We start from the raw sequence: 13,978 nt of genomic DNA on the forward strand, positions 1-13,978 counted from the left end.
TTAATCCTGTGATTCTGAATTATTTTCTTCGTTTGATTCATTTAAATCATTTTCTGAATCGTCAGAATCATTTAATTTTTCATTTGTTTCTGTAACGTTTAGCGAGGTTTCACCATTAATAGTATTTCCATTTTCATCATATTCTTCTTCATCAACCCCTTCTTCTTTTTCAATTTTAGTTATGGCAGCAATTTCATCGTTCTTTTTAAGATTAATTAATTTAACTCCTTGAGTGTTCCTGCTCATAACTCTAAGTTGTTCCACAGACATTCTGATGGCAACACCGGATTTATTAATAATCATTAAATCATTATCATCGGTAACTTTTTGGATAGCTATCAGATTACCGGTCTTATCAGTTATATTTAAAGTTATGACTCCTTTTCCTCCTCTGTTAGTAATACGATATGCATCGGCGTGAGTTCGTTTTCCATATCCTTGTTCTGATACAACTAAAATAGTGTCATTTTCAGGATCTGAAATAATAACCATTCCAATAACTTCATCATCCTCATCGCCAAGAGTAATACCTCGTACACCTGAAGCATTTCTACCGATGGGTCTTAATTTTTCTTGAGGGAAGCGAATAGCTTTTCCATATTTGGTAGCAATCATTATTTCATCGTTACCGGAAGTTAAACTTGCGCTTACCAAAGTATCTCCTTCCCTAACATTAATAGCATTAATTCCGTTGGCACGTGGTCTGGAATAAGCTTCCAATGTTGTTTTTTTGATGGTTCCTTTTTGGGTAACCATTACTAAAAACGTATTATTTATATATTCCTCATTTTTTAAGTCATGAGTTAAAATATAAGCTTTGATTTTATCGTCTGATTCGATATTTATTAAATTCTGAATAGGTCGTCCTTTAGCTATTTTGGAACCTTCTGGAACTTCAAATACTCGTAACCAGAAACATTTACCTTTTTCTGTGAAGAAAAGCATATACTGATGTGCAGTAGCGGAAACAACGTATTCAAGGAAATCTTCATCTCTGGTAGATGCTGCACGGTTTCCAACACCACCTCTTGATTGGGTCTTATATTCAGAAAGAGAAGTTCTTTTGATATATCCCATTTTAGAAATAGTTAAAACAACTTTTTCGTCAGGAATAATATCTTCAATACTCATTTCTCCACCCGCAAAATTGATTTCGGTCTTACGCTCGTCACCGTATTTTTGCTTGATCTCTTCTAATTCTTCTTTAATGATAGAATATCTTAGTCCTTCGTCATTTAAAATAGTCTTAAGGTATTCGATCTCTTTCATAATAGCATTATACTCATCTCGGATTTTATCCAACTCCATTCCGGTTAAACGAGCCAATCTAAGATCCAGGATCGCTTGAGCTTGTATATCCGTTAATTCAAATTCTTGAATTAAGCCCGTTTTTGCTTCGCTTGGACTTGAACTTTCACGGATTATTTTAATAGCTAAATCTAAAGTATCTTGAGTAGCAATAACTTTCATAAATCCTTCCAAGATATGGGCTCGTTCTTGAGCTTTTTTAAGAAGGTATTGAGTACGTCTTACCACGACGTCATGTCTGTGCTCAACAAAATGATGAATGATATCTTTTAAATTAAGCTGAACGGGTCTTCCGTTTACTAGTGCAATGTTATTGACACTAAATGAGGTTTGTAATGCAGTATATTTGTATAAAAGATTTAAAACTACATTCGGGATGGCATCATGTTTAAGCTCATAAACTACTCTCATTCCATTTCTGTCAGACTCGTCTCTGATTTCAGAAATACCTTGTAATTTATCTTCTTTGATTAATTCGGCCGTACGAGCAATCATATCGGCTTTATTTACCTGATATGGAATTTCTGTAACTACAATGGCTTCTCTGCCGTGTACTTCTTCGAAATTGGCTTTACCTCGTAAAATGATTCTCCCCCTTCCAGTTTCAAACGCAGATTTTACCCCTTCATAACCGTATATGATACCACCGGTAGGAAAATCGGGAGCTTTAATGTGCTGCATTAATTCATCAATAGTAATATTTCTGTTATCAATATACGCACAAATGGCACTAATAGATTCAGTAAGATTATGAGGAGCCATATTGGTAGCCATACCAACCGCGATCCCTGATGCACCGTTCACTAACAGAATAGGAATACGGGTAGGCATCACTTTAGGCTCTTCTAATGTATCGTCGAAGTTAAGTTGAGTATCAACCGTATCTTTATCTATATCCGATAATATTTCTTCAGAAATCTTTTTTAGTCGGGCTTCAGTATACCTCATTGCTGCAGGCGGGTCGCCGTCTACGGAACCGTAGTTACCTTGACCGTCTACCAGCTGATACCTCATAGACCATTCCTGAGCAAGCCTTACCATAGTGTCATATACTGACGAGTCTCCATGAGGATGGTATTTACCCATAACCTCCCCAACGATTCTTGCAGATTTTTTGTAAGAACTGTTGGCAGTAACTCCCAATTCATACATCCCATATAAAACCCTTCTATGTACGGGTTTCAAACCATCTCTTACATCGGGTAGAGCCCTGGAAACTATCACAGACATTGAATAATCAATGTATGATGATTTCATTTCATCTTCAATATTAATAGGAATTAATTTTTCCCCTTCTCCTATCATAAGTGTACTTGTTTATTTTTTCTTTAGTATATAAGACCGTAAAGATAATGAATTTTTATCGAACACGCAATTAGACATGCCTTTTAAGGATTTTGTGCGATTATAGTTCGTGTTTATATATCAATTTGGATTCAATTGAATTTATCTCAATGGAATATTTACTAATTAAATTTTTATATAAATTGGTTCTCTCTGATTACTATACTTTTATGCAAAAGTGTTTTTTGGACATCAATTATTCTTTGATTGGTACTTCCTCTAAATGGTAATCCTTCTTCGTATAAAGTATTCACGTATTTACCGTCTACAAGTACGTCTATATAAGGTAAAATTTGTGATAATTTTTTGGATTTATGTATTTGCTCAAAGGTAAATCCTGTGTAACACCAAATATTTTTATGCGAAGTAGCTTTAATTTCTTTGGCTAGTTCTGTAAATTCTTTTACTTGTATTAACGGGTCACCGCCCGTAAAAGTTACATTTGAAAATTCTGATTGTTTTATAATCTCAATAAGCTCATTAATCGTATAGGGTTTTCCATTATCAATATCCCAAGATTCCGGATTGTGGCATTCGACACATTTATGAATGCATCCTGCCGCATAAATAGAAGTTCTAAAGCCGGGTCCGTCCACCGTTGTATCCTTTATAATATCTAGTATAGATAGTTTAGTCATGAATAATTCGGTCGTTTAATTCCGCTAACTTAGCATAATTCCATCTATCGGTTGTCCCTACTAAATATCCCGTAATTCGTTGCAAACGGTCAATATGGGTGCTTCCACATTTTGGACATTCGTCTAAATGCGCAGAAGCATTTTCATACCCGCAGGGTAAACATCTGTTTCGAGTATGATTCACAGAAGAATAGCCGATGTTATATTTATCCATCATATCCACTACAGTCATGATTGATTCGGGATTATGAGTAGCATCTCCATCTATTTCAACATAGAAAATATGTCCACCGCGAGTTAAATCATGATAAGGTGCTTCAATTTTAGCTTTTAAGTGAGCGCTGCATTTATAATATACCGGTACATGATTAGAATTAGTATAATATTCTCTGTCCGTGATACCTTTAATGCTTCCAAAGTCTTTTTTATCTTTTCTGGTAAACCTACCTGCTATGCCCTCTGCCGGTGTGGCTAGAATACTATAGTTGTGTTTATAATTTTCTGAAAAAGTTAAAGACTTATCCCTCATAAATGTAACTATTTCCAGTCCTAATTTTTGAGCCTCCTCATCTTCCGCATGATGTTTTCCTATTAAAGCTACTAATGCTTCGGCAAGTCCTATAAATCCGATTCCCAAAGTACCTTGGTTGATTACTTTTTCTACTGTCTCTTCAGACTTTAGTTCTTCGGATCCATTCCATAATGTCGACATCAATAAAGGAAATTGTTTGGGAGCTGCTGTTTTTTGAAATTCAAAACGTTGATGCAGTTGCTCGGCAGCTATTTGTAACGTATGATCCAGCTTTTGGAAAAATTGACGTTTTCTTTCAGTTTCATCATTTATTTCGCGGGTTTCTAATGCCAATCTAACTAAGTTGATTGTTGTAAAAGAAAGATTACCTCTACCTATGGATGTTTTCTCTCCAAATCTGTTTTCAAACACACGCGTACGACATCCCATAGTGGCTGTTTCGTATTGATATCTTTTAGGATCTTGTGCATTCCATTTTTCATGATGATTAAACGTAGCATCTAAGTTCAAAAAGTTTGGAAAAAAACGTCGGGCGCTAACTTTGCATGCTAATTTATACAGGTCATAATTCGGATCCTCCGGTAAATAACTTACTCCTCGCTTTTTCTTCCATATTTGGATAGGAAAAATTGCAGTTCCACCGTTTCCAACACCTTCATCCGTACTTGTTAAAAGTTCTCTTATCACACATCTTCCTTCCGGAGAAGTATCCGTACCATAATTAATGGAACTGAATACTACTTGATTTCCTCCCCTGGAATGGATCGTATTCATGTTGTGGATAAATGCTTCCATAGATTGATGAACTCTGCTTACGGTTCTATTGATGGCATGTTGTACAATTCTTTCATCACCTTGTTTTTGATCAAGTTCTTCCTTAACATAATCCTTAATCGCGTAGTCATACAGGTGTTCATAATTTTGACCGTTTATATTTTCAAGAATTTTTATTTCCTCGATATAGCTTTTTCTTACAAACGGCGCTAAATAAAAGTCAAATGCCGGAATTGCTTGTCCTCCGTGCATTTCATTTTGAGCGGTTTCTAACGAAATACAAGCCAACATGCTGGCGGTTTCAATTCTTTTTGCCGGTCTTGATTCTCCATGTCCTGCAAAAAGACCGTTTTCTAAAATTTTATTTAATGGATGTTGTACACAGGTTAGACTTTTAGTCGGGTAATAGTCTTTATCGTGAATGTGTATATAGTTGGAAAGGACCGCTTCTTTGGCTTCAGGACTTAAAAGATAATCATCCACAAAGGGTTTGGTAGTTTCACTGGCAAATTTCATCATCATTCCTGCAGGGGTGTCTGCATTCATGTTTGCGTTTTCCCTTGTAACTTCATTGGATTTGGTTTCAATAATCTCCAAAAACATATTGCAAGTTTTAGCCTTTCTTGCAACATTTCTTTGATCTCTATAGGAGATATATTTTTTTGCAACTTCTTTACGGGGACTGTTCATTAATTCCATCTCTACCATGTCTTGAATGGCTTCAACCGTCATTTCTACATTGCCTGTTTGGGATATATCTTCAGTAATTTTTTGTATTAAAAAAGAATCCACTCCATTTTCCGTATTTTGCATAGCTTTGCTAATCGCATTAAAAATCTTATTTTTATTAAACTCGACAATGCGTCCATCTCTTTTAATAACTGTCTGAATCATTTTATGTTTACTTTATCTATTGCAATTTATGTAAGATGAAAACCTTATACTTGGAGACATAAAATTTAATTGTCGCCAAATACAGGGTTATATATGAAACTTGGAATACTAATAATTGTAACGTAATTATTGAATATTCAATAATTTAAGGTAGTAAGAATACAGGATTTTTTCCCATTATTGGTCATGTATTCGATAAAGCTTCATATGTTAGTACAAAGATAATTTTATTTTTACTTAGCTTTTTTTATTTAAGAATTTAATTTTCAACATAATTATTTCTTATGATATTATTACTAAAATTTATAGAAAAATATCAATTATTGATCGAATCGTCTAAAAAAATAAATAAGTCAAAATAATAAATAATCACATTTTAAAAGATCAGCATTTAGGTAGTAAAGTTATTAACAGGGACTTAAATTTGGAGATATTATTTTACTATATTTGAGACATGAAAAAACTATCAGTACTTTTATTTTTATATACTTCTTTTATCTGCTATGCTCAGGAAAAGAACCTTACCTGTCTTGACTTTAATCGGGGTGAATTCAGAAATATTAGCGAAAATTCCAACTTAAGTTCCCTTATTGTGAGAAATGGCAATAAACAGCTGGAAGTTACCAACGGAGTTGAATCTTTTAAAAGGATTGAATGGTTAAATGATTGCGATTATATATTATTTTTCTCAAATCGAGACGCTAAAAAGGACAGTTTTAAAAGATTTATCAATAAAAATGGAGGGATTAAAGTAAAGACTGTTAAAATTGAAAAAAACATTTTATACTATAATACCTATTATTTTGATGGTAAAAAAGAAATTATGGGAGAAGGAAGATTGCTTAAAACAAGTAATCATGCTTCATTTAAATAAAACTAATAAAAGTGTGATGGAAATGCCTCTTTAGGTTCCCTATTTAAGATATTTAATTTTATATAGGATTGTAAAAAGCCAAATCCATAGGAAAAAAATTGAATAAATGTTGTAAGTAAAGATATGAGACCGATTTTGATGCTCCTGTTTTTATAGCTTGAATCGAGGAAAATAGCACAGCAATAAAAAAGCAAAGGAAAGATACACCTATAATTAACTATCGATAATACTAAGGACAAAACAGTGAATATCAAAAAAAGAGAAGGAAACCAAAAAGTAATTTTTGTAAAGCTAGGATGTCTTTGGTTCAATATGGGACGGGCAATTCCGAAATGATATACTTGATTAGCAAATTTCTTTAGGGAAGTTCTTCTTTTATGAAAAACCTTGCATTCAGGAAAAAATCGGGTTTTAAACCCTTTTTCCCAAAGAGTAAGACTTAAATCGGGGTCTTCTCCTACCCTCAGTTCCGAAAATCCGCCAACACTTTTAAATGCTTCTTTGGATATACCCATATTAAAACTTCTGGGCTGGAATTTATTTATCGCTTTTTTATTGCCACGAATTCCTCCCGTGGTTAATAAAGAAGTCATGGAATATGAAATTGCTTTTTGTAAATCATTATAATTTTTATCGGCCGAATCAGCTCCTCCAAAAGCATCCACATAATTTAATCTTAATTCTTTACGCACATTTTCTATATAATGAACCGGAGCAATACAATCTGAATCTAAGAAAATATAATAATTTCCTGAAGCATGTTCCGCTCCGTAATTTCTTGATAATCCTGCTCCGGAATTCGATTTGTAATAATATTTAATATCCAATACTTCTGCGTAAGTGGAGACTATAGGTTCTAACTTTTCTTGAGATCCATCGTCAACAATAATAATTTCAAAATTTTTATCCGTTTGATTAATTAAACTAAACAGTAATTCCTGTAGTTCATCTTTTCTATTATAGACTGCTATAATAATTGAAATTTTTAAATGTAAATCTCCATGCATAGTTTTGTTTTATAGATTATAGGTCAATCCGAACAATATCGGCGCCCAAGGCCCTTAATCTCTCATCGATGTTTTCATATCCTCTATCGATTTGATAGATATTATGTATTCGGCTGGTTCCTTTTGCAGACATGGCGGCAATTAGTAAAGATATGCCGGCTCTGATATCCGGAGAAGTCATTACTGTTCCTCGTAAAGGAATTTCATGATTTAATCCGATAACTGTTGCTCTGTGCGGATCACAAAGAATTATTTGAGCCCCCATGTCAATGAGTTTATCAACAAAAAACAGTCTGCTTTCAAACATTTTTTGGTGTATTAAAACACTTCCTTTAGCTTGCGTGGCAACAACTAAAATAATACTTAATAAATCGGGAGTGAATCCCGGCCAAGGAGCATCGGAAATCGTTAATATAGATCCGTCTATAAAATTTTGAATTTTATAATGTTCTTGTGAAGGAATATATAGGTCTTCACCTCTTTTTTCGATTTGAATACCCAATCTTCTAAAGGTATCCGGTATATTACCTAAATTTTCCCAGCTAACCTCTTTGATTGTAATTTCCGATTTAGTCATGGCAGCCAAGCCAATGATACTTCCAATCTCAATCATATCAGGGAGTACAGTGTGTTCGGCACCGTTAAGTTCGGAAACGCCATAAATAGTTAAAAAATTAGAGCCAATTCCTTCAATCTTTGCACCCATTTTAATTAACATCTTACATAATTGCTGGATATAGGGTTCACAAGCGGCATTATATATTTGAGTTTTTCCTTCAGCCAAAACTGCAGCCATAATGATGTTTGCAGTACCTGTTACGGAAGCTTCTTCTAAAAGTAAATAATTACCATTTAACTTTTTAGCTTTTACGGAATAAAACTTCTCTTCTTCGTCATATTCAAATTGAGCTCCTAAATCAATAAATCCTTTAAAGTGAGTATCTAATCTTCTTCTACCGATTTTGTCACCGCCGGGAACGGGAATATAAGCTTCTCCGAATCGACTTAAAAGAGGACCTAATAGCATAATGGAACCTCTTAGCTGAGCTCCGTTTTTTCTAAATTCTTTACTTTTCAAAAATTCAAAATCAATTTCTTCAGAACAAAAGGTATAATCTCCCTTAACGTTTCGGGTAACTTTTACACCCACTGTTTTTAATATTTCAATTAGTATTAAAACATCTTGAATTTCGGGTATATTTTTTATCCTAACTGATTTTGATGTTAAAAGGGTTGCACAGATAACTTGAAGAGCTTCGTTTTTGGCACCTTGCGGAAAGAATTCACCATGAAGAGGCTTTCCACCGCAAATCTGAAAAGTATTCATTATTTATTTTTGTTTTTAGAAAAATTATTTTTCTTTTGATTTCTATAGTTACTATTGTTGTTTCTATTCTTGTTTTTATAAGAAGTATTTGAATTAGTCTGAACCGGCACATTCATTAAAGCTTCTTTTGAACTCAATTTTAAGGAACCGTTAGATAATTCTTCTAAATGATTAAATATTACTTCATCTTCTACCTGATCTTTGTTCCATTTCAGGTAATTTTTTTTCATTTGATTAGCGATCACATATTTCAATCCTTCTTTTTTATCACCTTCTTCCCATGATTTTGCTATTTCAATCATTTTTTTCACATTCGTTCCATAATATCTGTATTTAGATTCATTGGAAGGATAAGCCATTTTTTTGGGAGTCGTATTCATTTCTGCCTTGGTTGGAATCGGGTAAGGTGAATCTACTTTTAATTCAAAATTGGCCATTATAAAAAGTTGATCCCATAGTTTATGTTGAAAATCCGGCACATCTCTTAAATGAGGATTTAAATCTCCCATAACATCAATGATTGATTTGGCAAATTTATTTCTTTCATCATCGTCCTCGATCGTCATACAATGATCAACTAATTGTTGAACATGTCTTCCATATTCCGGAATAATTAATTTTTTTCTTTGAGTATTATACTCCATATTTTAATTTTAAAATTAATAATACAAATATTATTTTGTGTAAAATTTACTGTAGAAAAGACTCCTTTTTTCCGACCTATTAGGTAAGCTAATGGTTTATATATAAGACCGTGTAAATTACATTAACATAAACAAATTGCCTTAAAGAAATTTTTATCATAAAAATTTCTGAGTCTCTTTTTTTAGCTTATACTTTAGCCTTTTAAAGTATATTTTTGTTTTTATTATATAGTATACTGTAAACTCCAGAATAAATCATAAACATTTATGGGACTTATAAATAATGTCATCGGAAATTTTTTTTAAAAGGAACAATAGTTTTAGTAAATTATAAATCTACTATTTGTAGGTTGCAAATATAATCATAATTCTTGATATTTTCCTTGTCTTTAATATTTATTTATCATATAGTTATTTTTTTTTTATTAATAAATAATTAATTGATGTAAATAATTTTATTTTTATGCAATTAATAAGGTTATCTAGAAATGTAATTGATTTTAACAAGCTTGATTCTCTATTAATTTATCTTTTTAGAATATTTATAACTATATTTTATATTTTGTTTATTTATTTAACTTTTTTAGGAATTGAATTTTCTTTTTTGGGCTATATATGAAGTAAATCCTAATATAGCAACCAATAATAGTACAATATATACCCATAAAGGTATAGGAACCGGATCTCCTTGTGCGTAAGAGTGTAAACCCGATAGATAATAATTTACACCAAAATATGTCATTATAATGGTCGAAAAAGCTACTAAAGATAAAAAATTAAATAGGTATTTACCCCTCCAATTAGGAACTAATCGCAGGTGTAAGACAACCGCATAAACTATTACGGAGATAAATGCCCAAGTTTCTTTAGGATCCCAACTCCAGTACCGCCCCCAGCTTTCATTTGCCCAGATACCGCCCAAAAATGTTCCGATGGTTAATAAAAAAATACCAATCGTCAATGATAGTTCATTAACAATAGTTAATTCTTTAATTGAATTTTCAACTTTATAAGAAATATCTTTACGGTTTATTATAAACAAAAATAAAACTACGGTTCCTATTAAGGCACTCAATCCGAAAAAACCATAGCTGGATGTAATTACCGCAACATGAATCATTAGCCAATACGATTTCAACACAGGAACTAACGGCGTAATTTGTGGATTCATCTGATCTCCCCCATGAGCAAATCCCATTAAAATAACTGCTACCCAACAACCCGCCGCAGGAATAAATCCATTTCTGTTTCGATATAAGAGAAAACCGGCCAATACGCTTATCCAACTTATGAATAGTACCGCTTCGTATCCGTTGGACCAGGGTTCATGCCCCGAAACAAACCATCGAATTCCTAATCCCATTCCATGTATAAGAGCAGTTAGTACAACTAGGCTTAACAAAATACCCTCTAACCAAGAATAAAGCTTATAGTTTTCAGTAAATAGCTTGGTAAATGCCAATATTAGTAATACAAATCCCAGTACGGCATATACTATCATTATTTTAAAAAATAGATCCCAATTATTGTATCTTAATTCCCAATTGATCTTGGCTTGAGAAGGTATAATTTCTTTCCCCCATTTGAGTTGATAATCGGATATCTTTTCCAGGGCTTCATCCGCTTGATTCCAATTGTTATTTTTTTCAGCGATTACTATCGCTCTAAAATACCCTCCCAAAAAGTTCAAAGCAACGCTATCAGTTTTCATATTGGGTAAAATCCCGGAAGTCCAGGTATGATTTTTATCGTTGGTTATCGGAATAAATTTTAAATAATACCCACTAATTAATCCTTGCATTACTTGGAGTTTATCATTTAACTCAATTATTTCTTTATCATAATTTGATCTTTCTGCTGGCTTTTTTCTAAAAGCTTTTTTAAAATCATTTTCCAAAATGAAATCGGGAGATCCATCCGGTTGGGTAGTAAATAAATTAATTAAGGAGGTATAACCTTCTGTATTTGCTTTAGTAATTTTTTTTAATTGGTCCCCTCCCTTAGTTCCTATTTTGAGTAAAGGAACATTTGCCCAAAGCATAGGATTGGTAGATATGGAAATAAAAAATTGATTAGCGTCCAACTCATAAAATTTTTCGCTTTTATGTAATTTTCGTAAAATTTCTAAAGCCAATGTATTCACCGGTTCTATTCGTCCCTCGGATGATTGAACCAAAAGTGCCCCAAATTTATCTGAATGTGATTTTGGAATGTGTATACTTTTACTAAAAGTTTCCCCGTCTACTACTTTTGAATACCTTGTATTTTTACTATGGGTATGCTCATGAATTTCCGGTTTATGGACGGAAGATTTAGGTAAGGTGTCCAGATCGTTCTTCTCCAGATTTTGACTAAAAGCATATTGACTGAATAAAAGAAATAAAAAAAGAAATGATTTTTTATGAGCAGCTATTTTTTTAAGTTGAACATTAAGTTTAGAAAATCTTGTACCCTTCCAAAATAAAGTCATAAACATTCCCACTATTAATAATGCATAGCCTATATAGGTTAAAGTTGTCCCCCAGAAATCATGATTAACGGAAAGGACGGTTCCTTTTAGATCTGAATCAAAACTGGATTGAAAAAATCGGTATCCTTTGTAATTGAGTATGTGATTCATATAAATTTTAAAAGGTGTTGCTTTTCCATTATCTAAAATGGATATATCGGATTCATACGAAGATGGACTGTTACTTCCTGGATAATGTTCCATAATGAATTTATTCAGTTTTAATGAAAATGGAGAAGTGGTATAGATTTTAGAACCATAACCTATAGAAATGAGCAAATTATCTAGGGCTACTTGTTTTTGAACCCCGGTTAACCCTTTTTTTCCATAAAATAAAAATTCTTTAGATTGTTGATTGGTTGAGGCTTTCATGTAAATAAGATCGGGATCTTCAGAATTTTTATTTTTATCCCCTTCATAATAAATAATTTTACCCGATTGAGGAGTAATCGGTATCACAAAACTTACATTGGGAAATTGATAGAGACTGGCAAAATGTAATTTTTGTTTTTTATCGCTTCCTTCTACCGGAAGTTCTTCCTGTGTTGTCATGATCATACGCCTTCCCATCATGGGCGAAGAAATATAGATTTCTTCATTTTCTGTGGTAATATTTATGGCTCCTTGAAGATAATTATTGAAACTTAGGGTTGAATTTTGAACTTGTCGGGCACTTCCTTCTTCAATATAAATAGTTTCTCTTCCCTTTGATCCAGAACAAATTACTTTTAATATTTTTTTACCTGAAGGTGTTATTTGTAATGAATCTTGAGCTCTTGGAATAAATTTTACAGATTCTAATTTTACCTTTTGACCTAAAAAATCGTAATTGGCAGAAAATTTCTTTTGAAACGGCTTAAGTAAAAAAGGGATATTTTCTGAGGTTAAAGTGAAAGGAATATCTTTATATGCTCTGGTTTCTCCTTGAAAATTTGAAATTTGTACTTTAAAGTAGGTTGCATCTGATATAATTTCATTACTTGTCTCTCCTTCTCTAATATGCATTTGTCCTTCATAACTAATATATCTTGTAATTGCACCTCCTAAAAAAATAAAGATAAAAGATAAATGAAAAGTTAAAATGGGCCATTTTTTTAAGGACCAAAGCTTATATTTTTTAATATTTCCTATGAAATTTAAAATTAAAATGAGCATGATGAGTTCAAACCATTTCGAATTGTATATTAATGCCTTGGCAACTGAAGTACCGTAATCATTTTCTACAAAAGTTGCCCATGCCATAGAGAGAGCATAAATGACCAACATAATCGCTGTTGTTTTAGTAGAAAACAACAAGTCAAGAATTTTCTTCATTGGTTTTTTTATATTATTTTATATAAACTCCCAAAAATACATCAACTTACCTCTTCATCAAAATGTTTATAAAATAAATAGTTAAAACATGATTTTTTTTAATTTTTTAATCATGTGATTCATTGGGCGGAATCAACTCTCCTCGTTGAAAAGCTCTTTGAAGTATCGATTCTACAAATGCATCATCACGGATATGATAAGGATCAAAAGGTTCTTTTAAATCAATATCAAAAGCTCCCGCTTTTGCATTCCACCAAAAGGCCGACCAACCGTTCCTTAATTCTTTAATAATTTCATAAACGGTTTTACCGGTGTAACGATACATTAATTTGGAAAATATTTTGCCTTCTGTTTTGGTTAATCCTTTTAGTTTACCTTCATATTCTTCGGACAGTTGCTTTTGCCTTTTTTTTAAATATTTACGAAAAGCAGCATTATTTAAATTCAAGTTTAAGGAATCATGTAAATTATTATATTGTTTGAGTGCTATAAGAAAATACGGATATACTCTAAAAACTCTTTTTTTAAGCCAGTTGTACTGATTCTTATCTAAGTTGTTGTTAAACTTAGGCATACCTTCTACTTGTATTGTTTTTAAGTCAATTAATACACTGTCTTTCCTAATGCTGTACTGGGATGATTCATAACGCATTACTGAATCAGAATTAAAATGAATACTAGTTTCTAATGAATCTGTTTTTTGACATAGAACGATGTTGAAAATCAAGATAAATAAAAGAGTAAAAATTCTTAAGTTCATAAATTTTATCCCGTCAAAAACTATTCCCAAATTTGTACATTTGTAAAAAAACA

At 32.4% G+C, this 13,978-nt stretch carries 9 protein-coding genes; 1 reads left to right on the forward strand and 8 read right to left on the reverse strand.

Translation table 11 applies throughout. The features are described from left to right. From gyrA to GFV01_RS04665, 3 genes are all read right to left on the reverse strand, one after another. Positions 1-2,613 carry a DNA gyrase subunit A gene (gene gyrA, locus GFV01_RS04655; RefSeq protein WP_160565192.1) on the reverse strand — a complete coding sequence of 871 codons (2,613 nt, stop codon included), beginning with the start codon at positions 2,611-2,613 and terminating at the stop codon, positions 1-3. A gap of 173 nt (positions 2,614-2,786) precedes the next feature. Then, positions 2,787-3,290 carry an anaerobic ribonucleoside-triphosphate reductase activating protein gene (gene nrdG, locus GFV01_RS04660; RefSeq protein ID WP_160565194.1) on the reverse strand — a complete coding sequence of 168 codons (504 nt, stop codon included), beginning with the start codon at positions 3,288-3,290 and terminating at the stop codon, positions 2,787-2,789. Beyond that, positions 3,283-5,490, reverse strand: coding sequence for an anaerobic ribonucleoside triphosphate reductase (locus GFV01_RS04665; protein ID WP_160565196.1), 2,208 nt, complete (start codon positions 5,488-5,490; stop codon positions 3,283-3,285). The genes nrdG and GFV01_RS04665 overlap by 8 nt, the downstream gene beginning before the upstream one ends. Positions 5,491-5,944: 454 nt before the next feature. On the opposite strand from GFV01_RS04665, the gene GFV01_RS04670 reads away from it, so the two are divergent. Beyond that, positions 5,945-6,364 carry a hypothetical protein gene (locus GFV01_RS04670; protein ID WP_105297550.1) on the forward strand — a complete coding sequence of 140 codons (420 nt, stop codon included), beginning with the start codon at positions 5,945-5,947 and terminating at the stop codon, positions 6,362-6,364. 2 nt (positions 6,365-6,366) lie between these two features. On the opposite strand, the gene GFV01_RS04675 is transcribed toward GFV01_RS04670, so the two are convergent. The 5 genes from GFV01_RS04675 to GFV01_RS04695 all read right to left on the reverse strand — a co-directional run bounded on the left by GFV01_RS04675 (position 6,367) and on the right by GFV01_RS04695 (position 13,925). Then, positions 6,367-7,371, reverse strand: a complete 1,005-nt coding sequence (locus GFV01_RS04675) for a glycosyltransferase family 2 protein (protein WP_160565198.1) — start codon at positions 7,369-7,371, stop codon at positions 6,367-6,369. 16 nt (positions 7,372-7,387) lie between these two features. Then, the gene (murA, locus tag GFV01_RS04680) at positions 7,388-8,701 is read right to left on the reverse strand and encodes a UDP-N-acetylglucosamine 1-carboxyvinyltransferase (RefSeq protein WP_160542398.1); all 1,314 of its coding nucleotides are present in this window, start codon (positions 8,699-8,701) and stop codon (positions 7,388-7,390) included. Beyond that, the gene (locus tag GFV01_RS04685) at positions 8,698-9,342 is read right to left on the reverse strand and encodes a DUF4290 domain-containing protein (protein WP_160565200.1); all 645 of its coding nucleotides are present in this window, start codon (positions 9,340-9,342) and stop codon (positions 8,698-8,700) included. Before GFV01_RS04685 ends, murA begins: the two co-directional genes overlap by 4 nt. A 583-nt stretch (positions 9,343-9,925) precedes the next feature. Next, positions 9,926-13,165, reverse strand: coding sequence for a c-type cytochrome biogenesis protein CcsB (gene ccsB / locus GFV01_RS04690; RefSeq protein WP_160565202.1), 3,240 nt, complete (start codon positions 13,163-13,165; stop codon positions 9,926-9,928). Positions 13,166-13,271: 106 nt separating this feature from the next. Next, the gene (locus GFV01_RS04695; RefSeq protein WP_160565204.1) at positions 13,272-13,925 is read right to left on the reverse strand and encodes a DUF4294 domain-containing protein; all 654 of its coding nucleotides are present in this window, start codon (positions 13,923-13,925) and stop codon (positions 13,272-13,274) included. Positions 13,926-13,978: the final 53 nt, after the last annotated feature.

This window comes from Apibacter sp. B2912 (genome assembly GCF_009827835.1).
GTDB lineage: Bacteria > Bacteroidota > Bacteroidia > Flavobacteriales > Weeksellaceae > Apibacter.

Bases quoted from the DNA above. Each gene is read 5' to 3' on its own strand.
- gyrA (WP_160565192.1), bottom strand. From the start codon at position 2,613: ATGATAGGAGAAGGGGAAAAATTAATTCCTATTAATATTGAAGATGAA.
- nrdG (WP_160565194.1), bottom strand. From the start codon at position 3,290: ATGACTAAACTATCTATACTAGATATTATAAAGGATACAACGGTGGAC.
- GFV01_RS04665 (WP_160565196.1), bottom strand. From the start codon at position 5,490: ATGATTCAGACAGTTATTAAAAGAGATGGACGCATTGTCGAGTTTAAT.
- GFV01_RS04670 (WP_105297550.1), top strand. From the start codon at position 5,945: ATGAAAAAACTATCAGTACTTTTATTTTTATATACTTCTTTTATCTGC.
- GFV01_RS04675 (WP_160565198.1), bottom strand. From the start codon at position 7,371: ATGCATGGAGATTTACATTTAAAAATTTCAATTATTATAGCAGTCTAT.
- GFV01_RS04685 (WP_160565200.1), bottom strand. From the start codon at position 9,342: ATGGAGTATAATACTCAAAGAAAAAAATTAATTATTCCGGAATATGGA.
- ccsB (WP_160565202.1), bottom strand. From the start codon at position 13,165: ATGAAGAAAATTCTTGACTTGTTGTTTTCTACTAAAACAACAGCGATT.
- GFV01_RS04695 (WP_160565204.1), bottom strand. From the start codon at position 13,925: ATGAACTTAAGAATTTTTACTCTTTTATTTATCTTGATTTTCAACATC.